Source organism: Microbacterium sp. zg.Y1084 (genome assembly GCF_024623595.1).
GTDB lineage: Bacteria > Actinomycetota > Actinomycetes > Actinomycetales > Microbacteriaceae > Microbacterium > Microbacterium wangruii.
Genome location: NZ_JANJGV010000009.1, coordinates 183,548 through 208,147, shown reverse-complemented (window position 1 = coordinate 208,147; position 24,600 = coordinate 183,548). Strand labels below are relative to the sequence as shown.

Here is a 24,600-nt window from a genome sequence, read left to right as displayed (position 1 = left end):
TAGCAGGCCTCTCTGGGCGCGCCGTTGATATTATCTGGACACTTCCGTAACACTGGTCACATGCTGCGCCCCCACGCACGTCGGCTTCGCCTGCGCTCGAAAGCCGCGACCGCCGTCGCGTCCGTCCTCCTGATGGTCGCCGGGCTCGTGGTCGCCACGCCCGCGCAGGCCGTGCCCGGGGCAGGAGCCGCGCCCTCCGCTGCCACGCGCGCGGTGGAGACGGCCGCGGTCGTAGGGACGGGCCCCGCCGCCACAGGGATCGTCAAAGCCGCCGATCTCACGAAGTTCCAAGCGGGCAACATCGTCTCGGATGCCGTCTTCTACAACTCGGGATCGATGACCGAGGGGCAGATCCAGTCCTTCCTGAACTCGAAGGTCACGACATGCCGCTCGGGGCATGTTTGCTTGAAGGACAAGACGGACCGAACGCGCGCGATCGCCGCCGACCCGATGTGCAGCGCCTACACCGGCGGGGGAGTCGAGTCTGCCGCCCGCATCCTGTTCAAGGTGGCGCAGGCGTGCGGGATCAACCCGCAGGCGCTGATCGTGATGCTCCAGAAGGAGCAGGGCCTCGTCACCGACACCTGGCCGGTGGACTCGCAGTACAAGATCGCGATGGGTCAAGGGTGCCCCGACACGGCGGCCTGCGACTCGCGCTACTTCGGCTTCTTCAACCAGGTCTACGGCGCAGCGTGGCAGCTCAAGCGTTATGCGAACCCGCCCGGGACCAGCAATTACTTCACGTGGTACGCCCCCGGTAAGACGTGGAACGTGCGCTGGCATCCGAACGCGTCCTGCGGCTCGTCGCCTGTGTACATCACCAACCGGGCCACCGCCGCGCTCTACTACTACACGCCATATCAGCCGAATACGGCCGCGCTGCGCGCCGGTTACGGCGAGGGCGACGGCTGCTCCTCCTACGGCAACCGCAACTTCTACCAGTACTTCGAGGACTGGTTCGGGTCGACGCAGGGCGTCACCAGAGGCCTCGTGTCACGCTCGGGCCACATCTTCGTGGTTTCTGGAGGGCTGCGCTACGGGATCCCGCCCTCGCAGTTGGCGGAGTACACGCGCGTCTTCGGCAACCCGGTGCCGGTGAGTCAGCAGTATCTCGATCAGTGGGAGTTGAAGGGCGCGGCCGGGGCTGTCGTGCGCAATGCCAAGACTGGTCAGGTCGCCTACCTGCAAGGCGGCATGAGTCACTGGTTCGGGTCCTGCGCCCTCGTCGCCGCGTGGGGCGGCCACTGCAACACGGGCGCGGTCATCCTCGCGCCCGAGGACTATTCGCGCATCCGCGAAGGCGCCAAGATGACCTGGTTCGCGCGGCTGACCGCCGACGGCCCGATTTCGCTCATCGAGGGCAACCAGCTGGTTCCGATGTATGACGCAGCCGCCGCGACCGCTCACAACGGCGGTTCCGCGCCGTACGCCGCGGTGATGGGCTCGGCGACAGCCGCGCGGTACACCCTCGGACCCACCCGATTCACTGCGGGGCAGTTCATCCGCACGACGACCTCGACGCGTGTGTACCTTCCCACAACGGACGGCCGCCTGATCTATCTGCCGCATTGGGCTATCGCAGCCGAGCTCGGACTGCCGTCGAGCACCTACCGCACCGTCGACCCCGCAGTCCTCTCGCGCCACACCGAGGCCGGTTCCCTCGCCCCGACAGTGCGCTGCGGCGACGTGACGGCCTTCGCAGCCGGTGGCGTGCTCTATCCGACCACGAGCTCCGCGCTCAACGGATTCGCTCTCTCCGTGCTCGACGCGCCGACGTGCGGTGCGCTGACGGTGTCGTCCGAACCGACGCTCGACAGGGTGTTCGTGCAGGCGCCCCGCCATAGCGCGGTGTACCTCGCTGAGAACGGCGTGCTTCGCCACGTCACTTCGCCGTCGCTCCTGCGCTCCCTCGGCGGCGGAGCGATGCCCCGCATCCTGCCGCTGGCCGCCGCCGTTGTCGACAGGATGCCGAAGGGAGAGCCGATGCGGCCGGCACCGCCCGCTCCGACGCCGCCCCCAGCCCCCGCGCCCGCTCCGAGTGGCACGCCGGTTGGGCAGATGATCCGTTCGTCCGGGTCCAGCCAGACGTATCTCGCGACGGCGGATGGCCGGGCGATCTACCTGCCGTCCTGGGACATAGCGCACGAGTGGGGTTTTCCCGACCGCAAGGTCACCGTCGTCAGCGAAGGCATCCTGTCGAGACTGCGCGTCGACGGCCGCCTCGGCCTGTTCGCGACCTGCGGCGCCGACGCCGTCGTGGCTGCCGGCGGATCACACCATGCGATTGCCGCTGCAGCCGCCACGGGCTTCGACCCGACCCGGCTTGACGCTGCCACCTGCGCGATGCTGCCCCGATCGCAGCAGGCGGTGCTGTCCCGTGTCTTCGTCCAAGGTGTCGGCCAGTCCGCCGTCTACCTGGCAGATCAGGGCGTGTACCGACACGTCACCTCGCCGGCCGCCCTCGCCGCGCTCGGGGGCGGGGTGCGTCCACCCGTGCTGTCGGTGAGTCCGGGGACGATCGCGCGCCTCCCGATGGGGGGCCCCTGGCGCTGAGTTCAGCAATCACCAAGCGCGCTCATCTATGATGAGACGGGCCTTCCCGATGGCCGCTCATGCTTCTTCCGACAGAAGGTTCTAACTGCTGTGACGATCATCGACACCAGCGCATACGACGTTCCGGGTCGAGGGCGCGGCATCCTGGACGTGGTGCGCTGGCGTTACCTTCTGCGGCTGCTGGTCCGAAAAGGGACGGCGACGCGTTATCGCAACTCGGTCCTCGGCTGGACCTGGTCGTACGTAAAGCCCCTCTCGCAGTTCGTCGTCTACTACTTCGTGATGGGCATCGTCCTGAACCTTCACAGGGAGATCGAGAACTTCGCGATCTACCTGTTCGCCGGTGTCGTCATCCTCAACCTCTTCAACGAGGCGTTCGGAAACGCCACGAATTCGATCGTCGACAACGGGTCCCTCGTCAAGAAGATCTATCTCCCGCGCGAGTTGTTCCCTGTCGCTTCGATCATCGTCGCGTTCATCCACTTCCTGCCGCAGCTGGCCGTGCTGCTCGTGATCTGCCTGCTCGTCGGGTACACGCCGTCGCTGACGGCCGTCGTCGCGGTGATCGTGGGTGCCCTGCTGGTCATCATGTTCGCGCTCGGGCTGGGGCTCTTCTTCAGCGGTATCAACGTCCGTTACCGTGACGCGCAGAACGTCGTCGAGATCATCCGCATGTTCTCGACCTGGACGTCGCCGGTCCTTTACTCGTGGACGCTCGTCGCCGCAGCACTCCCGTCGTGGGGCTTTCATATCTACATGACGAACCCGCTGACGGTGGCTGCTGAGCTGTTCCACTACGGTTTCTGGTCGCGCACCGTCGAGCAGAGCCACGGGCTGCCGCCCCACTTCGCGGTATACACCCTTGCGGCTGCGCTGATCTGCGTTGTGATGCTTGTCGTCGGCCAGATCACGTTCCGCCGTTTCGAACGATCCTTCGCTCAGGACCTCTGATGACCAACACGCCCCTATTGGCTGAGACCTCGACGCCACCGTCGATCATCGTCGACGATGTGTCGAAGCGCTTCCTCAAGCGCAATTCGCACTCCTTCAAGGAAGCGTTCATCGGGTGGGTGAAGGGCAAGCGCGTGCGCGCCGACTCGTTCACCGCGCTGGACGGCTTGAGCTTCCAGGTGGGCGAGGGCGAGGCGGTGGCGGTACTCGGGCTCAACGGCTCAGGCAAGTCGACCACTCTGAAGCTGGTATCCGGTGTGCTCGAACCGGATGCCGGGCGCGTTCTGACGCGCGGCCGCGTCGCCGGTCTCATCGAGGTGGGCGCCGGCTTCCATCCTGATCTGTCAGGGCGGGAGAACGTCTTTCTCAACGCGGCCATTCTGGGGATGGGGCGCAAGCAGATCGAGGAGCGCTTCGATGAGATCGTCGCGTTCTCCGAGATCGGTGATTTCATCGATCAGGAGGTCAAGCACTATTCGTCCGGCATGTTCATGCGCCTCGCCTTCTCCGTGGCCATCCACGTCGATCTCGACATCCTGCTGGTGGACGAGGTGCTCTCGGTGGGCGATGCACCGTTCCGAGCGAAATGCGCGGCGAAGATCAAGGAGCTCACTGCACGAGGCATCACCATGCTCGTCGTGAGTCATGACATGAACATGGTCAAGGAACTCTGCGACCGAGGCATCGTCATCGTCAAGGGCAAGAAAGTGTTCGACGGCCCTGTCGCAGAAGCCGTGGAGCGCCTGCGGACCTGACCGTCATGACATCTGCGCCCGGGCAGCGTCAGCGACGGAGGCCAAGGCGTCGGCCGACCCTGCCGACGGCCCTGCGGGCGATCCGCAGTGGGGAGCGCTCCACGATCTCCGCGCGGATGCCGTTTTCCACATCGACGAAGCGCTGGTCGATGAACTTCGTCAGGTACAGCGCCAGCCCCAATCCTTCGGTGCCGACGTAGGCGCGCAGCGCGTCGTCGCGCAGCAGCGCGTCGTACCGGGAGTGGTCGTTGCGCGCACCGATCACGCTGTTCGCGTCGGCCCCGGTGTCCCCTTCGCGCTGATGCCAGTACGCCCGTGGCTCTTCCCCGAGGTACTCCAGGGCGCCGCGCTGGAGCACCTTGAGGTTGAAGGCCCAGTCTCCGATCACGGGGAGGGAGTCGTCGTAGAGCCCCACCTCTTCGTGCAGGCGGCGACGGTAGACGAAGCCGATGGGGACGTACCGGTTGAACAGCAGGGCGTCGCTGAGCAGCACATCCTGCAGCTCCGGCTGGAAGATCTCCCGCCGAACAGCGGTGTAGTCGTCGCCGTTACGGCGCTCCCAGACGATCTCGATCCTGCCGACGACGCCGTCCCGCTCAGGATGGGCGTCCAGGTAGCGCACAGCATCGTCGAGGAAGTGAGGATGCCAGGAATCATCGTCGTCGTGGAGGACGAGCAGCGGAGCGCTCGTGGCCAGCACACCCGCGTTGGCGCTCTTCCAGCGCCCACGTGACTGCTCGGAGTGGATCATCCGCACACGGGCACGGTGCTCGGGGGCGAGGGCGTCGACGAGCGTCTCGACGGGACCGGGGTCGCCGCCGTCGTTGACGATGACGCACTCCCAATCGCCCATCGTCTGCGCGGTGATGCTGGTCAGCGCGCGCCGCAGGAAGTGGGGACGATCCTTGGTGCGGACGACGACCGCGACCTGGGGATCGGTGGTCACGGCCGGCCCATGCCGTGGTACTGCCAGCCGGCGGCGCGCCAGGCGGCGGGATCCAGGCAGTTGCGGCCGTCGACGATCACGCGTCCGGCGGCGAGGGAGGCGGCGTGCTCGGGGGAGAGCTCCCGCCGGTACTCGTCCCATTCGGTGACGACGATGACGGCGTCCGCGCCGCGGAGAGCCTCGTCGCGGTCGGCGACGTAGTTGAGCTGCGGGTGGGCGCGCCGGGCGTTGTCGATCGCCTCGGGATCCGTGATGGTGACGCGGGCACCCAGGCCGTGCAGGCGCACGGCGACATCGAGAGCGGGGGAGTCGCGGATGTCGTCGGAGTGGGGCTTGAATGCCGCGCCCAGCACCGTGACGTTCTTCTCGAAGACGGAGCCGCCCAGCGCCGAAGCCACGAGGTCCACGGCCCGGTCGCGGCGGCGCAGGTTGATCGCATCGATCTCGCGCAGGAACGCCACCGACTCTCCCCGGCCGAGTTCTTCGGCCCGCGCCGAGAAGGCACGGATGTCCTTCGGCAGGCAGCCGCCGCCGAAGCCGATCCCGGCACCGAGGAATCGGCGGCCGATGCGGACGTCGTGTCCGATCGCGTCGGCCAGGGTCGTGACGTCCGCGCCGGTCACCTCGGCGATCTCGGCCATCGCGTTGATGAAGCTGATCTTCGTGGCGAGGAACGCGTTGGCGGCGACCTTGACGAGTTCTGCCGTGGCGTAGTCGGTCACGATGAACGGGGTGCCCTTGGCCACCGACGGGTGGTAGACCTCGCGCAGTGCCTCGGCCGCGCGCTCCCCTTCGGGGCCGGCGGGTACGCCCGCGACGAGCCGGTCGGGGTCGATGGTGTCCAGCACCGCGAAGCCCTCGCGCAGGAACTCGGGGTTCCACACCAGCGTCGCCCCGGTGGGGTGCACCCGCTCCGCCAGAGCGGCGGCGGTGCCCACGGGCACCGTGGACTTGCCGGCGACGATGTCCCCCGCGCTGAGGTGCGGGATCAGCGCGTCGACAGCCGCGTTGACGTAGGTGAGGTCGGCGGCGTAGCCGTCCTTCTGCTGCGGGGTGCCCACGCCGATGAAGTGCACGGCCGCGCCGGCGGCCTCGGCGATGTCGGTGGTGAATCGCAGCCGCCCGGAGGCGAGGCCGTCGGTCAGGATCTCCTGCAGCCCGGGTTCGAAGAAGGGAGCCTCACCGCGCGAGAGCGCATCGATCTTGCGCGTGTCGACGTCGATGCCGACCACGTCGTGGCCGATCGAGGCCATCGCCGCCGCATGCACGGCGCCGAGGTAACCGCAGCCGATGACGGACAGCTTCATGAGGAACGCTCCTGCAGGTAGGTGGAAAGTGAGGCCTCGGCGGCGTCCGGGGTGAATCCGGTGGCCTCGATCTTCGCCGTCGCGAGCACACTGTTGCGGGGGCGCGGAGCCACCGGTCCGGTGGCGGATGCGAAGTAGTCCTCGGTGCTCACCGGGGTCACGCGCGCAGGATCATGGCCGGTCAGCTCGAACACCCGACGCGCCACTTCCGCCCACGACGTCGGGTCGCCCGTGCCCGTGAGGTTGTACACGCCGTACGCCGCACGCGTGTCGAGCAGGTGGCGGATGCCGCGCGCGATGTCCGTCGTGAACGTGAGGCGACCCACCTGGTCGCCCACGACCTTCGGGTCGATGCCGCGTTCTGCGAGGGAAGCCATGGTCCGTACGAAGTTGCCGCCCTCGCCGATGACCCAGCTGGTGCGCACGATGTAGTGGCGGGGGACCGTGGCCACCACGGCATCGCCCGCGGCCTTGGTCTGTCCGTAGACACCCAGCGGGGCCATCGGGTCGTCTTCGGTGTAGGGCCCGGGCTTCGTGCCGTCGAAGACGTAGTCGCTGGAGACGTGCACGAGCGTGATGCCGTTGGCGGCGGCCACACGGGCCAGCGCGCCCACACCGGTCACATTCGCCGCCCAGGCATCCGCCCGTCCCTCCGCCGTCTCGGCGAGGTCGACCGCGGTGTAGGCGGCGGCGTTGATGATCACGTCGAAGTCGCGCCAGTGGCGGGCCGTGTCGAGGCCGGGCGCGGTCAGGTCGAGCTCGGCCCGGTCGGCGTACTCGATGTGCGGGGCCTCGCCGAACTCGGCACGCAGCGCGCGACCGAGCTGACCGCCGGCGCCGAGCACGAGCACCTTCTTCGGCGGCACGGGGGTGACGTCGGCCAGCCGCGGGTGGGCGGCATCCTTCGCCGACAGCTCTGCCCGATCCAACGGGATCGGCCAGGCGATGGCGGCGGTCTCATCGGCCAGGTTGAGGAACGTGTAGTGCGCCTCGGGCGACCAGTGGTCGTTGACGAGGTACGTGTAGGCGGTGTCGGGTTCGAGGGTCTGGTACGAGTTCCCCACGCCGCGCGGCACGAAGATCGCCTTCGACGGATCGAGCTCGGCGGTGAAGACCGCGCCGAACGTCCGCCCCTCCCGGAGGTCCACCCAGGCGCCGAAGATCCGGCCGGTGGCCACCGACACCCATTTGTCCCAGGGCTCCGCGTGGATGCCGCGGGTCGTGCCGACGGCGTCGTTGAAGGAGATGTTGTTCTGCACCGGTCCGAAGTCGGGAAGCCCGGCCGCGGTCATCTTCTCCCGCTGCCAGTTCTCCTTGAACCAGCCCCGGCTGTCGCCGTGAACGGGGAGGTCCCAGATGACCAGCCCGGGGATCGGCGTCTCGGTGGGAGCGAGCGCCTTGCCGTACTCGGTCACTACTGGCCCTTCGCCGCGTAGAACGCCTCGACGCCGTCCTTGGCCGGTGCCCACCAGTCCTCGTGCTCGCGGTACCAGTCGATGGTCGAGGCGAGGCCGGCCTCGAAGTCCTCGAAGCGCGGCGTCCAGCCCAGCTCGGTGCGCAGCTTCGTGGAGTCGATGGCGTAGCGCAGGTCGTGCCCCGCCCGGTCGGTGACGTGGTCGTACGCGTCGGCAGGCTGCCCCATGAGGGTCAGGATGAGCTCGACGACGTCCTTGTTGTTCTTCTCACCGTCGGCGCCGATGAGGTAGGTCTCGCCGATGACCCCCTTGTCGAGGATGGTCAGCACGGCCGAGGAGTGATCGTCGGCGTGGATCCAGTCACGGACGTTCTCGCCCTTGCCGTAGAGCTTGGGGCGGATGCCGCGCAGGACATTGGTGATCTGGCGGGGGATGAACTTCTCGACGTGCTGGTACGGCCCGTAGTTGTTGGAGCAGTTGCTGATCGTCGCCTGCACGCCGAACGAGCGCACCCAGGCGCGCACCAGCAGGTCGCTTCCCGCCTTGGTCGACGAGTAGGGCGAGGAGGGGTTGTAGGGCGTGTTCTCGGTGAACCGCTCGGGGTCGTCCAGCTCCAGGTCGCCGTACACCTCGTCGGTGGAGATGTGGTGGAAGCGCACATCGTGCCTGCGCGCCGCCTCGAGCAGCGTGTACGTGCCCACGATGTTCGTGTCGAGGAACGGGCGAGGGTCGTGCAGCGAGTTGTCGTTGTGCGACTCGGCGGCGTAGTGCACGACGGCATCCGTCTCGGCGAAGAGCTCATCGACGATGGTCGCGTCGGCGATGTCGCCCTGCACGAAGCGCACGCGGTCCTCCGGAAGGCCCGCCAGCGAGGCGCGGTTCCCGGCGTACGTCAGCTTGTCCAGCACCGTGACGTGGTCGTCGGTGTGCTCCACGACGTGGTGCACGAAGTTGGAGCCGATGAAACCGGCTCCACCGGTCACGAGCAGTCTGCGCGGCATCTTCAGTGCCCTCTCTCCAGCAGTTCCAGCAGATACGAGCCGTATCCGGACTTCTTCAGCGCGGTGCCGCGCTGTTCGAGCTGCTCGTCGGTGAGGAAGCCCTGGCGCCATGCGACCTCTTCGGGCACGCCGATGCGCATGCCGGTGCGTCGCTCCATGGTGCGCACGTACTCGCCGGCGTCGAGCATCTGGTCGAACGTCCCGGTGTCCAGCCAGGCCGTGCCGCGCGGCAGCACCTCGACCTGCAGCTTGCCGGCCTCGAGGTAGGCCTTGTTGACGTCGGTGATCTCGTACTCGCCGCGGGCGGAGGGCTGCAGTTCGCGGGCGATCTGCACGACGTCGTTGTCGTAGAAGTACAAGCCGGGCACGGCGTAGTTCGACTTCGGGACGGCGGGCTTCTCCTCGAGGGAGACCGCGCGGCCGGCCTGGTCGAACTCCACGACGCCGTAAGCGGTGGGCTCGCCCACCCAGTAGGCGAACACCGCGCCGCCGTCGACGTCGTCGTAGCGCTTGAGCTGCGTGCCGAGGCCGGGTCCGTAGAGCAGGTTGTCGCCGAGCACGAGCGCGACCTTGTCGTCGCCGATGTGGTCGGCGCCGATGGTGAAGGCCTGCGCGAGCCCGTCGGGCGAGGGCTGCTGGGCGAAGGTGAGCCGGATGCCGAACTGCGACCCGTCGCCGAGGAGGCGCTCGAAGTGGGGCGCGTCGTGGGGCGTGGTGATCACCAGGATGTCGCGGATGCCCGCGAGCATCAGCGTCGACAGCGGGTAGTACACCATCGGCTTGTCGTACACCGGGATCAGCTGCTTGGAGACGCCGAGAGTGATCGGATGCAGACGCGTGCCGGAGCCCCCGGCGAGAATGATGCCCTTCACAACGATCTATCCTGCCATGCGTCGTGATCGGTCGCTGAGGGCAGCCCCTCCGGCGCGCTCAGGCGCCGTGCGCACGGTTCGAGAGCGCGGCGCGGAAGACACGGTCGATGCCCTCTGGGAACGTCGTCGACACGAGGGCATCGAGATCGTTCCAGACCTCGGACCTGACCCGGAGATCCGACGCCTGCCCTGTGGCGTCACCCTGCCCGAGGACCACCGCCCCACGTCGCCGGCGGACCCGGTTGATCTCGCCCAGGATCGCGCCGATCGACACCGCGCGCATGGTGCCCACGAGCTTCATGACCGTGGTTCCCGGGGCGACACCCCGCAGCCGGAGCATCGCTGCGTCCACGACACGGGCGGCGTCGTCCTCGTAGATGTAGTCCCGCAGCGTGTCGAGGGAGACGTAGACGTTCACCGGGCGCCCCGTGACATCGGCGTTCGCGAGCACGGAGATCAGGCCCTGAGCCTTCGCGGCGTTCTGTCCGGGGCCGTAGAGGTTGGTGATCCGCGCGATGAACGATCGCCAGGCCCCCTCGGCAGTGGCTTGGGTGAGGAGAGACTCCATGCGGAGCTTGGCCCGCCCGTAGTCCGACAGTGGCGCGGTCGGACTGCTCTCGCTGTACGGGGGTGAAGGCGTGCCGGCATAGGCGCCGCCCACGGAGGAGGCGAGGAAGAAGGTGACGCGTTCGAGAGCGCGCGCATCCACGCTGAGGAGCTCGTCGAGGAAGCGTGCGAAGACCGTCACCTCGGCGTTCAGCTGCGCTGCCGGTGTGGAGGTCACCCCCTTCCCGGCGCACCAGTAGATCTCGAGGTCGGACGCGCCCTCGGTCGCAATGCGGAGTTCGCCGAGGAGATCCGCCGTGGCGAGGTCCGGGTCGTGCCATCGGACGACGCAGTGCCGGGCGGGCTCGCGGCGCGCTCGGTCGAGGGCGCCGCCCAGCAGCCCGTGCCCGATGATCCACCTAGCGGCGGTCGGCATCTCGGGTTCCGGAGTCGGGTGGGGTGACGCGTCCGAATGGCCCGGCCTGCGGGTCGCGGACGATCAGATAGGCCGGCTTTCCCAGCGCGACGTTGACCGCGACTCCGAGGTACTCCGCGATGATGCCCAGGGAGACGAGGATCACACCGGTACCCACCGCGGTGAGGACCATCTGCGATGTCCAGCCCTCGGGGGCGCCGCCGCCGACCAGCAGCGACAGCACGAGGTAGATCGCGAAGCCGATGCCGCCGAGGAAGAACAGCAGACCGGTGATCGTGACCATGCGCAGGCCACGGGTGCCGGAGGTGAGGATCATGTGCCAGAAATGGCCGAGCAGTCGGCGGTACGAGTACCCCGACCGGCGGTCGCCTTCTTCGCGCAACAGCACGGGTGCGGTCGTGATGCGCCCCGCGACCCAGCCGAGCGCGACGTCCAGGTACACGCCCTGCCCCGCATAGGCGGCCACGCTGCGGCCGACTTCGCCCAGGATCAGGCGGTAGCTGTTGAAGTCAGTGGCCCTCCCGCCGCCGAAAACCACTTCGAGCACGCGTTTGGATACGCGTGAGGCGGTGTTCCGTACGAAGCCGTGCGGCGGGCGGTTGAGGGGGTCGGCGTATACGACGTCGGCGCGTTCGCGCAGCGCCGTGTCCAGGAGCGTGCCGATGAACGCGGGGTCCTGCTGGCCGTCCTCATCGATCGTGACGATCCAGTCTCCGCCCGAACTGGCGATGCCGGCGAGCGTCGCCGCGTGCTGTCCGTAGTTGCGGCTGAGCCAGACGGGCGTCACCCAGTCCCTCGCGTCGGCGAGCTCGCGGATGACCACGTCCGATGCATCCGGGCCCCGGTCGTGAGCGAGGACCACTTCACGGACCCGGGCGGAGTGGCCGTCAGGCGTGGTGAAGCCGTCGACGTACGGCTGCAGCTCCTCCAGGACGGCGTGCAACGTCCTCTCGCCTTGATAGACGGGCACGACGATGCTGATCCCATGGATGAACGGCTCCATTGCGGTCATCACATCCTCCTCTTGAGAACGGTGTACGAGAGTCTGCGCAGGTGCGCCATCGTGGTGGCGCGGATGTCGCCCTGGATGAGGTCGAGTCGGGAGACGATGTCGGGTCGTCGATCGCGGAACCACGCATGGAACGCGCGAGCCTGCCGAGCCTGGGACCGCGTGAGCGCCACGCTCCACTGCCCACTGGACAGCCGGAAGGTGGCACCGACCTGCGGGTCGGGGATGAAGCCTCCCGACTCCAACACCCGCGTGTAGGTCGCCTGATCGATGAGGTACGGGAAGGCATCGAACCACCCGCCGGCATCGACCAGCGCGCTGCGGCGCATCATCACCGAGGCCGGCTCGCCGAACACGTTCGACCCGGCGCGCAGCGCGCGCCGGGCAGCTTCCGTCCCTCTCAGCGGCTGGTCGATGCCGCGCAATCCCCACGCGCTCATCACGGTGCGCCCGCGCGCGTCGATGATGTCGCGTCGGCTCGCGGTGAGCACGGCATCCGAGGACTGCAGCAGCGCGACCTGTCGCGCCAGCACGCCGGGCCGGAGAACGTCATCGCCGCAGACGAGTTTGAGGTAGATGCCGTTGGCGGCTTGGGTGACGCGATTCCAGTTGCGTGCAGCGCCGCCCCCGGCGGGCGTGTCGATGATGCGGACGCGGCGGTCGTGCGCGAACTCGGCGGCGATGCGCCGGGTGCCGTCTGAGGACGCATGGTCGGCGATGACGAGTTCGAAGTCGACACCGTCCTGGGCGAGGATCGACTCGATGGTCTCGCGGATCGTCGCCGCGTTGTTGTACGCGGGGACGACGACGCTCAGTGCAGTGCTCGGGTTCACGCTGCCCCCTTGGGCCGGCGGAAGGAGAACCGGCTGTGGCCGAGGTAGCTGATCAGTGTCGTCACGACGACGATCAGCGCCTGCGCTGCGAGCGGCTCAAGGTGGGCGAGCTCCACGAGCAGCGGCAGCAGAACGGCGTTGACTCCGAGTGCCGCGAGATAGACCGTCTCGAACCGCGCGAGATCAACCCAGACATGTCCACGCACCCGGAAGACGAACCGGCGGTACAGGACGAATGCGCACAACACGCTGGCGACGTGTGCGAACAGCAGGGTCACCATGTAGCCCCAGAGATGCCCGATGATGAGATCGAAGAACGCGAACCATCCGAAGCCGACGAGGGTGTTGACGGCTCCGACGATCAGGAACGCGATGCGCCGGTCCTTCACCAGGCGCAGAAGGGGCCCGTCAGGCCCGCTCATCCCACCAGCCACGTTGACGGACTCGTCTGCGGGGGGCCTCGGCGGTTCGTCCTTCTCAACCACAGATCAGCCCACCCGTCCGATGATCAGCGCCTCGTCGTCGCGCGAAAGGCATCCGAGGCCATCCCACCTGATGTGGGGCGGACCAGCACCGAACTCGCGTGCGGCGATCATGGGGCGGGGAACCGATACAGCACGAGACGCGGACCGGACGCGCCGCCGTCCCACACCGCGATGAGCTGGGCGACGTCCTGGACGATGTCCACCGGCTCCCAGGGACTCGAGGGGAGATCGCGGACGGGCTCCCAGCTCTGCTCTGCGATGAGTTGAGATGCGATGGCCGTGTAGACGGCGGCGCCCTCGGTGCCTGGCATCTTCAGGTACCGGTCGGCCATGCCGGACGATGTCAGCACGTAGGCGCGAGCGTCGTCGGCCACCCGGGGTCTGAGGACGCCGTCCTCCACGAAGAGGTCGGTGGCGACGGTGCGGACGACGTCGGGGAGAAACGCGGTGTAGCCGTCGGAGATGACGTCTTCGGCCGTGATGCCGGCCGCGGCGAGGTCTCGAGCAGCCAGGGCGCGGGTGTCGGGGGCGAGCGCGGTGACGAGCGAGGTCACCGAGCTCAGCAGAAGACTCGCGGCGGACAGCGCGACGAGCGCGATGACCGCCGCCTTCGCAGGTCGGCGGGCGGGCGGGCGGACACCTCCCGCGAGGCGGTATGCGGCGACGACGCCGAAACCCGCCAGAAGCACGGGGGTGAGGTACATCGGCAGCGCCCACCGCGCCCAGTGCAGCGCCAGTGCACTGATCGCGATCCAGAACACCACGCCGACCAGCAGCGGAACCGCGCTCCACAATCGACGCCACGTGATGACGACGAGGCCGGCGGCGGCGAAGAGCGTGAGCAGCAAGCCTCCTTCGGTGAGGAAGCCCTGCGCGTAGTACGCGAGATTGCCCGCCCAGTCCAGTCCATCGGCGCCGAGGTGGCCCGTTGAGTTCTGCTGGAACAGTTCCCGGCGCACCTGGGCGATGTTGGTGAAGAGCGTCGGTGACAGCAGGAACACCATGAGGAGGAACAATCCCAGCGCCCCCAGGCCGCGCGTGAACACGAGCGCAGGACGCCGGCTGCGTGCGGCGCCGTAGACGACCGCGTAGCCCACGGCTACGGCCGCGATGATCGCGGGATACTTCGCCGTCACCCCCACCGCCACGCCGAAGGTCGCGAGCGTCAGGTCCGGCCACGACTGCGTCCGCGCGTACCGGATGGCGCCCAGTACGGCGATCATGACCGCGAGGGTGAGCGGGATGTCTGGGGTCGCATACCGGGAGTGCTCCACGAACGGCGGGAAGATCGCCACCCCGACAGCCATGACCAGGCCGACCGAGCGGGCGTACTCACGCCCGATGAGGTGCGCGACGGGGATCATCGCGGTGCCGAGGACCGCCGTGACCGTGCGTGCGAGCGCGTAGAAGGGGGCGGGATCCGCGGTGAACGCGACCTCGGGGGACGCGCCTGCGACCAGATGGCTCCACGCCTGGAACAGCAGGTAGCTCAACTGGATCTCGAGGTGGTCGGGCCGCATGAAGAAGGGCGGTTCGAACGAGTTGCGCTGCGCCATGTCGATCGCGCCTTCCACGACGACCCACTCGTCGGGATGCAGCGAGACCGGCAAACCCCAGGCGACGCCACCCAGCCGCAACGCGGCACCGCCGAGCAGCGCGGCCAGGAGGCCCCAGCCGATCCGGTCCCACCGCAGCGGCGTGCCGGGGGAGCGGCGCGGGCGCGGCCCCGGTCGCGTCATGGCATCGTCCGATCGGGCCGGCGGCTCCGGGAGGCCCGCATCGCCGCCCGTCGTCGCCGGGGACGCGATGTTCGGTGCGACAGCTGGCATGCTGTTCTCCCTACCCAGCCCCTCGGCGGTGCAGGGCATAGTAGCGCACGCCCCCGCTGGATGGCGGTCGGAGACCTCCCGCCGTGTCAGCACTCGTTCAGGCGGCGTGTCATTACGCTTGGGTTCCAGGACAGGGCACCGAACGCCCGTGGAGGGCCTTGTGGACTGGATACAACTGGCGCTGGCCGTGCCCGTCGCCGCGATCGTTCTCTGGCTGCCCGGCGCGATCCTCGGCTGGCTGGCCGGGCTGCGCGGCATGCTGCTGCTCGCGCTGGCACCCGGGTTCGGGGCGTCCACCGTCGCCGTGGCGGCGACGGCCGCACCGCTGGTGGGCTTGGCGTGGTCGCCCCTCGCGCTCGCCGCAGCCACCCTCGTCCTGGGGGCGGTCGTCGCGGGACTCCGCTTCGTGCTGGCGCGCGGCGGGCGTTTCGCGCTTCCGTCGCTGCGTCTGCCGTGGGTCGTCGGCATCGGCGTGCTCCTGGCCGCAGGGCTGCTGTCGTGGCGCGTAGGGCAGACGCTCGGCGACCCCGAGGCCATCTCCCAGACCTTCGACAACATCTTCCACCTGAATGCCGTGCGCTTCATCCTCGACACCGCTGACGCGTCGTCGATGTCGGTGGGGCTGCTGACCACTCCTGCCGGTCTGCAGTCGTTCTACCCGGCCGAGTGGCACGCCCTCGTGGCACTGGTCGTGCAGCTGACCGGGGCATCGATCCCGCTCGCGGTCAACGCCGTCACCATCGTGGTGGCGGCCCTCGTCTGGCCGATCGGCGCGATGCTGCTCGCACGAACGCTCTTCGGTGGCGGGACCGCGCTGATGGTCGCCACGGCGGTGGTCTCCACGGCCTTGCCGCAGTTCCCGCTGCTGCTCATGCAGTACGGCGTGCTCTACCCGCTCCAACTCGGCTTCGCCCTCCTCCCGGGCGCGCTCGCGGCACTCGCGCTCGCGCTGGGCATCGGCCCCTCGCGCACGAGGACTGTCCCCGCGGCATGGGGCGCGGTGCTGGTGGCCGGACTGCTCCCCGGACTCGCCGTGGCCCACCCGGGCGCTTTCGTGGCGTGGCTGGCCCTCGGCGCACCGCTGGTCGTGGTCGCGCTCGTGCGCGCGCTGCGCACGGGCACGAGCGTGCGGCGGGCGGCGCTGCTCGGTGCCTTCGCGGTTTATCTCGTTGCGGGCGTGGTGCTCGTGAAGCTCCTGCGCCCGCCGGCCGAGGCGCGCGGCTGGCCGCCCACCGATTCGCTCCCTGGCGCGCTGCTGGATGCTCTCACGCTCGGGGCGTACGGGTTCGTGCCCGCCTACCTGGTCGCGGCGCTCGCCCTCTTCGGTGTCGCGGTGTCGCTGCGCCGCCGCTCGGCCGGTGACATCGCCGCCGTCGGCATCTGGGCGATCGCGGTGCTGCTGTACGTCGTCGTCGCCGGGTGCTCCGTGTGGGTCATCCGTGACGTTCTGACGGGGAGCTGGTACAACAACATCCCTCGACTCGCCGCTCTGCTGCCCATCGCCGCCGTGCCACTGGCGGCACGGGGCGCACAGGCGATCTGGTCATGGTCGACGAGCAAGGCGAGCCGCGTGCTGCCGCACGGGTCGGCCCTGTGGTGGACCGGGGCGGTGGCGGCCACGGCGGCTCTCGTGGCGGTGGCGCAGGTGGGGCCCATGCCCGCGGCGGTCCGCAAGGGTCATGAAGCGCACTTCGCACTCAGCGGGCACTCCGCACTGCTCAGCACGGACGAGCTCGCTCTCCTCGATCGGCTCGATCAGCTCGTGCCGCGGGACGCCGTCATCGCCGGGAGTCCGTGGACGGGCGCCGCGCTGGCGTACGCGCTCGCCGGCATCCCCGTCCTCATGCCGCACACGCTCATGTACGAGACCGAGGAGATCCGCGAGATCAACGGCGGACTCGCGGATGCCGTGGAGGGCGACGAGGTCTGCGACGCCGTCGAAGAGACGGGAGTCGAGTACGTGCTGGACTTCGGCACACGCGAGGTGCCCCCTGGCTTCGACGGTCGGCGCTACCCGGGCCTGGACGGGCTCGCCGATTCGGCGGCGGTCGAGCTGGTCGATCAGCAAGGCGACGCGAAGCTCTACCGCGTCGTGGGGTGCGAGTGAGCGGCGCCGCGGTGGGTAACATGATCGACGACATGGTTTCCCCGGATCGCATCCTCGTCATCGTGCCCGCGTGGAACGAGGGCGACGGGGTCGGTGACACCGTCACCGCGATCCTGCGGGCGCACGACTCGCTCGACGTGGTCGTCGTCGATGACGGGTCCACCGACGACACCGCCGTGCGCGCACGAGCGGCGGGGGCGAAGGTCATTCCGCTGCCGTTCAACCTCGGCGTGGGGGGCGCGATGCGCACCGGCTTCCTCTTCGCGCAGCGTCACGGCTACCAGCGTGCGATCCAGGTGGACGCCGACGGGCAGCACAACCCCGACGACGTCCTGCGGGTCGTCGCGGGTCTGGAGCATGCCGACATCTCGATCGGGGCGCGCTTCGCCGACGTCGGGGAGTACACCGTCAAGGGTCCGCGGCGCTGGGCGATGGTGGTCCTGGCCGGAGTGCTGTCACGCGTGGCCCGCACCAAGCTCACCGACGTCACGAGCGGGTTCCGCGCGGCGAACCGCCGGGCCATCGATCAGTATGTGCGCTACTACCCCGCGGAGTATCTCGGCGACACGATCGACTCCCTGGTGGCTGCCGTGCACGCCGGACTCACGGTGACCCAGGTCGGCGTCGCCATGCGACCACGAGCCACGGGACGCCCCAGCCACAGCCCGCTGCGGGCCATGATCTACCTGTTGCGGTCCGGTTTCGCGCTGAGCCTCGCGCTGCTGCGCCGGCCCGAGCGCGTGGCGGGAGCGAGCGCATGACGGTCATCATCGGGATCCTGCTCGCATCCGTCATCATCGGCGTGGTGATGTGGTTGCTCATCACCCGTGCCCTGCGCGAGAAGTACGCCGTCCTGTGGCTGGCCATCGGCGTGCTGGTGCTGATCCTGGGACTGTTCCCCGGGCTCTTGGCGACCGTCGCTCGGTGGCTCGGGGTCGCACTGCCGTCCAACCTGATCTTCGGCCTGGCGATCCTTCTGCTGCTGGGAGTGGCCCTCCACCTCTCGTGGGAGCTCTCGCGTGCCGAAGACGAGATCCGCCGGGTGGCCGAAGAGTCGGCGCTGCTGCGGGCGGACCTCGAAGCGGTGCAGCAACGCCTCGCCGTGCTGGAGGCAGACGCCTCCAGCGACGATGCCCCGGGTCAGCCCACGACGTGACGGAGCAGGCGGCCCGCCTGCCGGGGATGGCCGCTGAGGAGCGCGGCTGCCGCCTCACTGCCGGCGTTGAGCCGGGACACCACGCGACGCCTCGCGATGCGCGCGGCGTCGCGCCAGCCGGCCTCGTCGAAACGCTGCGCGTAGGCGTCGAACAGCTCTCGCTCCTGGACGAACCGCAGGCCGGCGCTCGCCGTGACGGCGGAGGCGGAGGCGCGGTGCCGACGGTAGAGGAAGCACACGTCGTCGGAGATCACCATCGAGCCGCCGCGTAGTGCGATGTCCATCAGCAGCGCCAGGTCGAGCGCGATGTCATACCGGTGGTCGAACCCGATCGCCTGCGCGGACCGGGTTCGCCAGGTGATGGACGGGAAGTACGCCCAGTCGGCCCGGATGAGGCTGGTCGCCATCTCGTGCGCATCGAGAACGCGGTCCTCGCCCGTCACGCGGGGGCGGAGGACGGCTTTCACCCGGTCGGCGAGCGGGCGTGAGGGCCGGCCGCTCTCATCGATCACGGCGACGCCGGGCTGGATGACGTCGACCTCGGGGTGGCGGTGCGCCAGCCGCTGCACGGTCGCGAGGTAGTCCGGCAGCATCACGTCGTCTCCGCCCATGACGACGAAGTGGTCGGATCGCACCAGCGACAGACACCGGCTGAAGTTGCGCGCCACGCCGAGGTTCTCGTCGTTGCGGATGTACTCGATGCGCGGATCGTCCAGCGACAGCAGCCAGTCCCGTGGCTCGAGCGACGGGTAGTGGTCGTCCACGCAGACCAGGCGCCACTCTCGGTGGGTCTGTGCGCGCACGCTGTCGACGGCCGCCCTGAACTGCGAGATCTCGCCGTAGAAGGGCAGCATCACATCGAAGCGGCCGGTCATGCGCGGCCTTCGGGCGGATGCCCCGACAGCCCGCGCCTGCCGTCGCGCCAGCCGCGCCAGGCGGCTCCGAGAGCGGGGCGGCGTGCGTGCAGCACGGCCCAGGCTGCTTCCTCGGCGACGCGACGCAGGACCGCTGGGATGCTGCGATACGACGGGACGCCGGCCACGTGGGCGAACAGCGTCATGTTGCGGACCCCCAGGTAGAGGGGGTGGGCGCCGGGCTGCTGGTAGGCGATCGCGGTCGGGACGATCACGGTGCGGCGGCCGGAGCGCGCCAGCCGCCAGGCGGTGTCGACGTCTTCGAAGTACAGGAAGTACCGCTCGTCCATGCCCCCGATCGCATCCAGTGCGGCGACGTCGTACAGCACGATCGCCCCATCGACCCAGTCGACGGGATAAGGCTCGACGTGTGAAGCGGGGACGGTGGTGTTCCACGCCCGTCCGCCCGCAGTGAGTCGGCCGCCGGCCGAGAAGACACGTGCCGGGTCCGACGCCAGGCGCAGCACGGGAGCCGCCGCAGCCACTCGATCGTCTTGGAACGCCTGGGCGAGCTGGGCGACCAGGTCATCCTCGAACCGCGCATCGTGCGTGAGGACGAGGAGGTGAGGCAGACCGAGGCCGGCGGCGACGACGCGCGCCTCGTTGACAGCAGCGGAGTATCCGGGGTTGTCGGGGCGCCGCACGAGGGTGCAGCGGTCGGCGAGCTTGGAGTCGGTGAGGACCCGTTCGCTGAGGTCTCCGGCGTTGTCGACGACGACGACATGAGCAGGTGGGGGTGACTGTCGCGCGAGAGCCTCGAGCACGGCGGCGACCAGCTCCGGGCGGCGATAGCTGATGACGACGGTGGCGTACTGTTCCATAGTGCGTGTCCCGCTCGAACCTGTCTCGGAGGATGCTTTCATGACGTCGAATGCACTCGGAAGCGGGTCTCGACCGATGCTCGCCAGCGTGACCAAGTATATCCCGCATGCCGGCATCCCCCATGCGGGCGGACAGTACCTGCTCAGTCACTATTCGGCGTTGCAGTCCGAGTTCGACATGCGGTTCATCGCGCCGGACACGTCGGACAACAGGTCGGCGTCCACTCTGTTCGGGCAGGGCGAGCGCACCGCGCTGGTCACCGGGCGCGGTCTGCTCCGTGGCGGCAGGTTCAAGCTGCTCGGCGACCTCGAGTCCGCATGGGCGGGAAGCGCCGTCACCCGGAACGTGCGCACCGCATTCGCCCATGGAGACGCACCGTGGCGCGTGCTGGAGCAAGCGGACCTCATCGAGTTCCAGTGGAGCGAGATGATGGCGCTGGCGCCGCTCGTGCGCGCTCGACTGCCCCGCACCCCGCTGGTCGGCATCGCCCACGATGTGATCACGCAGCGGTGGAACCGTGCGGCGCAGACCTCGGCAGGCCCGATGCGTGTCGCGTATCGAATGGCGGCGCGGCGCAGTGCACCGAGGGAGACGCGGTCATTCTCCGCACTCGACCGGGTGATCGCCTTCAGCGACAAGGATGCCGCTCTGATCCGGGAGATGGAGCCATCGGTCCGGGTCGAGACGGTGCTGCCCGGGCTGGGACCGCTGCCCGGACACGCCGTCGTGCGCAACGAGGATCCCGCGGCGCCGGTCGTGCTTTTCACCGGTGCGCTGAACCGCGCCGACAACCACAACGGGGTCGTGTGGTTCCTGGAGCAGGTGTGGCCGCGCGTCGCGTCAGAGGCGCCGTCCGCGCGTTTCGTCATCGCCGGCGCACATCCGCGGCCGGCGCTCGCTCGCCTCGTCGACCGCCTGCCGCGGGTCGAATTGACCGGATTCGTCGACTCGCTCGAGCCGTACTACGCATCGGCCACGGTGTTCGTGGCGCCGATCTTCACCGGCGCGGGCGTGAAGTTCAAGACGATCGACGCGATGCTGCGCTCCGTCCCCATCGTCGCGACGCCGGTGGGGGCCGAGGGGATCGACGGTCCCGACGTGTTCGCGGCGGTCACGGACGACGCCGACATCTTCGCGTCAGCGGTGGTGGGGACCCTTCGCTCTCCTGACGTCGACGCCACGGCCAGGGCGGCCCGATGGGCGGAAGACCACTACGGTCTCCGCGCTTTCGGTGGGCGGCTGAGGGGTGTCTACGAAGATGTTCTCCAATCTGCATGACGTAGGATCGGGTGCTTGCGGCTGGCGCACATGAGTCCTGTTGGGGGAGCGAGATGTCACGAAGGGTGGCCGCCGTGGTCCCCGTGTTCCGACCGCCCGCGGACTTCGGCTCGAGGGTGCAGGCGCTCGCCGACGAGATCGACCACGTCGTCGTCGTCGACGACGGCAGCGGCGGTCTCGCCGCTCTGGCCATCGATCACCCTCGCATCACGCAGATCTCCCTCGCCGAGAACAGTGGGATCGCGCGCGCACTGAACGTGGGCATCGAAGCCGTCAAGAGCGCCGGCGCCGATCTGATCCTCACGCTCGACCAGGACTCCACGGCGCCCCCTGGGTACGTGGATCGCGCCATCGCCACACTCGACAACGCGCGGGCTGCGGGCGTCCGGGTCGCGGCGGTGGTTCCCGAGACGGTCGGGACCCAGCATGTGATGCGCCGCAGGGGGTCCGCATATGCGTTCGACCCGATCCAGGCCGGGCAACTGATCCCCGTCGAGGTGCTCGACCGTGTCGGCCCGTTCGCCGAAGAGCTGTTCATCGACGCCGTCGACTCCGACTTCACCATCCGTGCCGAGAATCTCGGCTACGAGTTCGTCGTCGCCGAAGGCTCGGCCATCGGGCACGGCCTGGGCGAGCTGGTTCCGTTGATGGTCTTCGGTCGACGGGTGGTGCTGGCCGGCCGACCTCGCCACGTGCTCTACCACGCCCCCTTCCGCACGTACTACATGGCGCGCAACAGTGTCGTGCTGATCCGACGCCACCGGCGCGGCCGCGCGCGCTGGATGGTGTGGCGCACGTGGAAGATGACCGAGATGATCGTCGGCTGCGTCGCGCTCTCGCCCGACCGGGCCGCGCAGCTGCGCGCCCTCTCCCTCGGCATCCGGGACGGTGCGCGCGAGCGGCTGGGACGGATCCCCGGAGCGACCGAGGCCCGCATCCGGGGGCGGCGATCCTCGTGAGGCGTCTGTTCGGGCATGCTTTGGTCCGACGAAGCGCGCTGTTCGGCATCTCGATCGTGGCATCCACCCTCGTGGGGCTGTTCTCCATTCCGGTGCTCATCTCCCGGTTCGGTGCAGACCTGTGGGGGCTGCTGGCGGTCATGCAGGTCGCCTGCCAGTTCTTCGCGGTGTTCGTCGCGTTCGGCTGGGGGGCCACCGGCCCGAGCATGGTCTCGGCGCTGCCGGCCCATCAGCGCAAATCGGTGTTCCGGCAGTCCCTGGCGTTCCGCGGTGTGCTCTTTCTCGTGCTGGCGCCTGTCGCGGCGATCACCTGCCTGCTCCTCACGGGCCAGCCGACCGCCGTGGTCGCCCTCGCGGCGGTCAGCTATGTCACCCCGGGGCTCAGCGCCGCCTGGTACCTGGTGGGCACGAACCGGCCGGTGGCCCTGTTCTTCTGGGACGCCCTCCCGGCGATCCTCGGCCAGGTCGCCGGGCTGCTCGTGGTGCTCGTCGTCCCCGAACTCTGGGCGTATCTGCTGTGCACCGCCATCGCCGGGGTCGGTGGGGCCGTCGGCTCGGCGATCTACGTCCTCACCCGCCGCTCGGACGGCAGGGTGCGCGGCGTGGCGCCGACGCCCACGACCGACCTCGTCCGCTCGCAGTTCGCCGGGGTCTCGAGCACCATGTCCGCGAGCGTCTGGACGGCGGCGCCGCTCGTCTTGGTGCAGGCGCTGGCTCCGGCCGCCGCGCCGGTGTACGCCGTGGTCGACCGATTCATGAAATACGGGGTGCTCGCGCTCGCCCCGGTGCTGCAGGCGGTCCAAGGATGGGTGCCGGAGGCGGGCCAGGCTGAGGTGCGCACGCGCGCGCTGCAGGCGGTGCGTGTCAGCATCGGGGTCGGCGGCCTCGGCGGCGTCCTGCTGGCCGCGCTCGCGACACCGGTCTCCGCCGTGCTCACCCTGGACGAGGCCACGATGCCGTGGATCATCAGTGTGATCTGCGGTGCGGCGTTCCTGGGGGAGTGCGTCGCGCAGATCGTCGGGCTGTCCTCGCTGGTCGCCCTCGGGGGCGCGCGTCAGCTGGCCGTCTCCTCCCTCGCCTCCGCCATCCTGGGGGTGCCGCTCATGGCGCTGCTCATCGGGCTCTGGGGGCTCATCGGGGCCGCCGTGGGGCTGTTCATCGTGGCGTCGGCGCTCGCCGTCTACCGCGTGGCGCACGCCCGCCGTCTCGCCGTCGCGCGCGGCGCCGCAGAGGCCGTCTAATAGAATCTTCTGGTCGGCTCCGATCAGCCGGCAGAAGGCGCGGTTCATGGACATCCTCATCGTCGGCTCCGGCTTCTTCGGTCTGACAGTCGCCGAGCGGGCGGCCGCGGCCGGCCGCAAGGTCACGGTGATCGATCGCCGCCACCACATCGGCGGCAACGCCTACAGCGAGGAGGAGGCGACCACCGGAATCGAGGTGCACCGGTACGGTGCGCACCTCTTCCACACCTCCAACGCCACCGTGTGGGAGTACGCCAACCGCTTCACCGACTTCACCCGCTACGTCCACCGCGTCTACACCAACCATGCGGGGGTCGTGTATCCGCTGCCGATCAATCTCGGCACCATCAACCAGTTCTTCCAGGCGGCATACAGCCCGGGGGAGGCCCGTGCGCTCGTCCACGAGCAGGCGGGCGAGTTCGATCCGCAGACCGCGCAGAACCTCGAGGAGCGCGGTATCGGACTGATCGGGCGGCCGCTCTACGAGGCCTTCATCCGCGACTACACGGCGAAGCAGTGGCAGACCGATCCGAAGGATCTCCCCGCAGAGGTGATCAGCCGCCTCCCCGTGCGCTACACCTACGACAACCGGTACTTCAACGACACCTGGGAGGGTCTGCCCGTCGACGGGTACACCCGCTGGCTCGAGCGCATGGCCGACCACCCCAACATCGAGGTGAAGCTCGGTGTGGACTACTTCGACGAAGGCCAGCCGCTCAACAAGAAGGCCACCGTCGGCCAGCTGCCGATCGTGTACACCGGTCCGGTGGACCGCTACTTCGACTACGCCGAGGGGGCGCTGTCATGGCGCACGCTCGACTTCGAGGAGGAGGTGCTCGACATCGGGGACTTCCAGGGCACCCCGGTGATGAACTACGCCGACGCGGACGTGCCGTACACCCGCATCCACGAGTTCAAGCACTTCCACCCCGAGCGCGGGGACCGCTATCCCGCGGACAAGACGGTCATCATGCGCGAGTACTCGCGCTTCGCCACGCGTGACGACGAGCCGTACTACCCGGTCAACACCGCGAGCGACCGTGCGGGTCTGCTGGCCTACCGGGAGCTGGCCAAGGGTGAGCGGGACGTGTATTTCGGCGGCCGCCTGGGCACCTATCAGTACCTCGACATGCACATGGCGATCGGCGCCGCGCTGTCGATGTGGAACAACGCGCTCGCCTGACT

General features: G+C 69.0%; 22 protein-coding genes. 10 read left to right on the top strand and 12 right to left on the bottom strand.

The window, feature by feature from the left end; genetic code table 11:
- Positions 1-60: 60 nt before the first annotated feature.
- From NQ165_RS11345 to NQ165_RS11335, 3 genes are all read left to right on the top strand, one after another.
- The gene (locus NQ165_RS11345) at positions 61-2,553 is read left to right on the top strand and encodes a hypothetical protein (RefSeq protein WP_257533503.1); all 2,493 of its coding nucleotides are present in this window, start codon (positions 61-63) and stop codon (positions 2,551-2,553) included.
- 90 nt (positions 2,554-2,643) lie between these two features.
- Complete coding sequence (locus NQ165_RS11340) at positions 2,644-3,504, top strand: ABC transporter permease (RefSeq protein WP_308495341.1); 861 nt, start codon at positions 2,644-2,646, stop codon at positions 3,502-3,504.
- Positions 3,504-4,259, top strand: a complete 756-nt coding sequence (locus NQ165_RS11335; protein ID WP_257533501.1) for an ABC transporter ATP-binding protein — start codon at positions 3,504-3,506, stop codon at positions 4,257-4,259. Before NQ165_RS11340 ends, NQ165_RS11335 begins: the two co-directional genes overlap by 1 nt.
- Positions 4,260-4,287: 28 nt before the next feature.
- On the opposite strand, the gene NQ165_RS11330 is transcribed toward NQ165_RS11335, so the two are convergent.
- The 10 genes from NQ165_RS11330 to NQ165_RS11285 form a co-directional block, all read right to left on the bottom strand.
- Positions 4,288-5,205 (bottom strand): glycosyltransferase family A protein, encoded by a 918-nt coding sequence (locus NQ165_RS11330; protein ID WP_257533500.1) that lies wholly within the window; start codon positions 5,203-5,205, stop codon positions 4,288-4,290.
- Positions 5,202-6,512, bottom strand: coding sequence for a UDP-glucose/GDP-mannose dehydrogenase family protein (locus NQ165_RS11325; protein ID WP_257526528.1), 1,311 nt, complete (start codon positions 6,510-6,512; stop codon positions 5,202-5,204). Before NQ165_RS11325 ends, NQ165_RS11330 begins: the two co-directional genes overlap by 4 nt.
- The gene (gene rfbD, locus NQ165_RS11320) at positions 6,509-7,927 is read right to left on the bottom strand and encodes a dTDP-4-dehydrorhamnose reductase (RefSeq protein WP_257533498.1); all 1,419 of its coding nucleotides are present in this window, start codon (positions 7,925-7,927) and stop codon (positions 6,509-6,511) included. Before rfbD ends, NQ165_RS11325 begins: the two co-directional genes overlap by 4 nt.
- Positions 7,927-8,928, bottom strand: a complete 1,002-nt coding sequence (rfbB, locus tag NQ165_RS11315; RefSeq protein WP_257533496.1) for a dTDP-glucose 4,6-dehydratase — start codon at positions 8,926-8,928, stop codon at positions 7,927-7,929. Before rfbB ends, rfbD begins: the two co-directional genes overlap by 1 nt.
- 2 nt (positions 8,929-8,930) lie before the next feature.
- Complete coding sequence (gene rfbA, locus NQ165_RS11310) at positions 8,931-9,800, bottom strand: glucose-1-phosphate thymidylyltransferase RfbA (protein ID WP_257526531.1); 870 nt, start codon at positions 9,798-9,800, stop codon at positions 8,931-8,933.
- Positions 9,801-9,858: 58 nt separating this feature from the next.
- Positions 9,859-10,782: an NAD-dependent epimerase/dehydratase family protein gene (locus NQ165_RS11305; protein ID WP_257526532.1), complete on the bottom strand. Its 924-nt coding sequence runs from the start codon at positions 10,780-10,782 to the stop codon at positions 9,859-9,861.
- Complete coding sequence (locus NQ165_RS11300; RefSeq protein ID WP_257526533.1) at positions 10,766-11,794, bottom strand: glycosyltransferase; 1,029 nt, start codon at positions 11,792-11,794, stop codon at positions 10,766-10,768. The genes NQ165_RS11305 and NQ165_RS11300 overlap by 17 nt, the downstream gene beginning before the upstream one ends.
- Complete coding sequence (locus NQ165_RS11295) at positions 11,794-12,624, bottom strand: glycosyltransferase family 2 protein (RefSeq protein ID WP_257526534.1); 831 nt, start codon at positions 12,622-12,624, stop codon at positions 11,794-11,796. The genes NQ165_RS11300 and NQ165_RS11295 overlap by 1 nt, the downstream gene beginning before the upstream one ends.
- Positions 12,621-13,046 carry a GtrA family protein gene (locus tag NQ165_RS11290; RefSeq protein ID WP_257526535.1) on the bottom strand — a complete coding sequence of 142 codons (426 nt, stop codon included), beginning with the start codon at positions 13,044-13,046 and terminating at the stop codon, positions 12,621-12,623. The genes NQ165_RS11295 and NQ165_RS11290 overlap by 4 nt, the downstream gene beginning before the upstream one ends.
- Positions 13,047-13,216: 170 nt before the next feature.
- Positions 13,217-14,848, bottom strand: a complete 1,632-nt coding sequence (locus NQ165_RS11285; protein WP_257533494.1) for a glycosyltransferase family 39 protein — start codon at positions 14,846-14,848, stop codon at positions 13,217-13,219.
- A 238-nt stretch (positions 14,849-15,086) separates the two neighbouring features.
- Here NQ165_RS11285 and NQ165_RS11280 point away from each other — a divergent pair, with 238 nt between their 5' ends.
- Genes NQ165_RS11280 through NQ165_RS11270 form a run of 3 tightly spaced genes read left to right on the top strand, consistent with a single transcriptional unit; the run spans position 15,087 to position 18,201 of the window.
- A complete protein-coding gene (locus NQ165_RS11280; protein ID WP_257526538.1) occupies positions 15,087-17,045 on the top strand; it encodes a DUF6541 family protein in 1,959 nt (652 codons plus the stop codon).
- Positions 17,046-17,077: 32 nt separating this feature from the next.
- Entirely contained in the window at positions 17,078-17,806 is a 729-nt protein-coding gene (locus NQ165_RS11275) for a glycosyltransferase family 2 protein (protein WP_257526539.1), read from the top strand.
- Entirely contained in the window at positions 17,803-18,201 is a 399-nt protein-coding gene (locus NQ165_RS11270) for a DUF2304 domain-containing protein (protein WP_257526540.1), read from the top strand. The genes NQ165_RS11275 and NQ165_RS11270 overlap by 4 nt, the downstream gene beginning before the upstream one ends.
- Here the strand turns inward: NQ165_RS11270 and NQ165_RS11265 are convergent.
- Positions 18,186-19,076: a glycosyltransferase family 2 protein gene (locus tag NQ165_RS11265; protein WP_257526541.1), complete on the bottom strand. Its 891-nt coding sequence runs from the start codon at positions 19,074-19,076 to the stop codon at positions 18,186-18,188. The genes NQ165_RS11270 and NQ165_RS11265 overlap by 16 nt on opposite strands.
- The gene (locus NQ165_RS11260; RefSeq protein ID WP_257526542.1) at positions 19,073-19,936 is read right to left on the bottom strand and encodes a glycosyltransferase family 2 protein; all 864 of its coding nucleotides are present in this window, start codon (positions 19,934-19,936) and stop codon (positions 19,073-19,075) included. The genes NQ165_RS11265 and NQ165_RS11260 overlap by 4 nt, the downstream gene beginning before the upstream one ends.
- An 88-nt stretch (positions 19,937-20,024) precedes the next feature.
- Here NQ165_RS11260 and NQ165_RS11255 point away from each other — a divergent pair, with 88 nt between their 5' ends.
- The 4 genes from NQ165_RS11255 (at position 20,025) to glf (ending at position 24,598) form a co-directional block, all read left to right on the top strand.
- Positions 20,025-21,215 carry a glycosyltransferase gene (locus tag NQ165_RS11255; protein ID WP_257526544.1) on the top strand — a complete coding sequence of 397 codons (1,191 nt, stop codon included), beginning with the start codon at positions 20,025-20,027 and terminating at the stop codon, positions 21,213-21,215.
- 74 nt (positions 21,216-21,289) lie between these two features.
- Positions 21,290-22,174 carry a glycosyltransferase gene (locus tag NQ165_RS11250; protein ID WP_257526545.1) on the top strand — a complete coding sequence of 295 codons (885 nt, stop codon included), beginning with the start codon at positions 21,290-21,292 and terminating at the stop codon, positions 22,172-22,174.
- A 20-nt stretch (positions 22,175-22,194) separates the two neighbouring features.
- Positions 22,195-23,415 carry a hypothetical protein gene (locus NQ165_RS11245; protein ID WP_257533492.1) on the top strand — a complete coding sequence of 407 codons (1,221 nt, stop codon included), beginning with the start codon at positions 22,195-22,197 and terminating at the stop codon, positions 23,413-23,415.
- Between the two features lie 46 nt (positions 23,416-23,461).
- A complete protein-coding gene (gene glf / locus NQ165_RS11240; protein WP_257526547.1) occupies positions 23,462-24,598 on the top strand; it encodes a UDP-galactopyranose mutase in 1,137 nt (378 codons plus the stop codon).
- Positions 24,599-24,600: the final 2 nt, after the last annotated feature.

Bases quoted from the DNA above. Each gene is read 5' to 3' on its own strand.
- NQ165_RS11260 (WP_257526542.1), bottom strand. From the start codon at position 19,936: ATGGAACAGTACGCCACCGTCGTCATCAGCTATCGCCGCCCGGAGCTG.
- NQ165_RS11275 (WP_257526539.1), top strand. From the start codon at position 17,078: ATGGTTTCCCCGGATCGCATCCTCGTCATCGTGCCCGCGTGGAACGAG.
- NQ165_RS11335 (WP_257533501.1), top strand. From the start codon at position 3,504: ATGACCAACACGCCCCTATTGGCTGAGACCTCGACGCCACCGTCGATC.
- NQ165_RS11305 (WP_257526532.1), bottom strand. From the start codon at position 10,782: ATGCCGACCGCCGCTAGGTGGATCATCGGGCACGGGCTGCTGGGCGGC.
- rfbB (WP_257533496.1), bottom strand. From the start codon at position 8,928: ATGCCGCGCAGACTGCTCGTGACCGGTGGAGCCGGTTTCATCGGCTCC.
- NQ165_RS11270 (WP_257526540.1), top strand. From the start codon at position 17,803: ATGACGGTCATCATCGGGATCCTGCTCGCATCCGTCATCATCGGCGTG.
- NQ165_RS11300 (WP_257526533.1), bottom strand. From the start codon at position 11,794: ATGACCGCAATGGAGCCGTTCATCCATGGGATCAGCATCGTCGTGCCC.
- NQ165_RS11290 (WP_257526535.1), bottom strand. From the start codon at position 13,046: ATGAGCGGGCCTGACGGGCCCCTTCTGCGCCTGGTGAAGGACCGGCGC.
- glf (WP_257526547.1), top strand. From the start codon at position 23,462: ATGGACATCCTCATCGTCGGCTCCGGCTTCTTCGGTCTGACAGTCGCC.
- NQ165_RS11345 (WP_257533503.1), top strand. From the start codon at position 61: ATGCTGCGCCCCCACGCACGTCGGCTTCGCCTGCGCTCGAAAGCCGCG.
- NQ165_RS11325 (WP_257526528.1), bottom strand. From the start codon at position 6,512: ATGAAGCTGTCCGTCATCGGCTGCGGTTACCTCGGCGCCGTGCATGCG.
- NQ165_RS11285 (WP_257533494.1), bottom strand. From the start codon at position 14,848: ATGACGCGACCGGGGCCGCGCCCGCGCCGCTCCCCCGGCACGCCGCTG.
- NQ165_RS11265 (WP_257526541.1), bottom strand. From the start codon at position 19,076: ATGACCGGCCGCTTCGATGTGATGCTGCCCTTCTACGGCGAGATCTCG.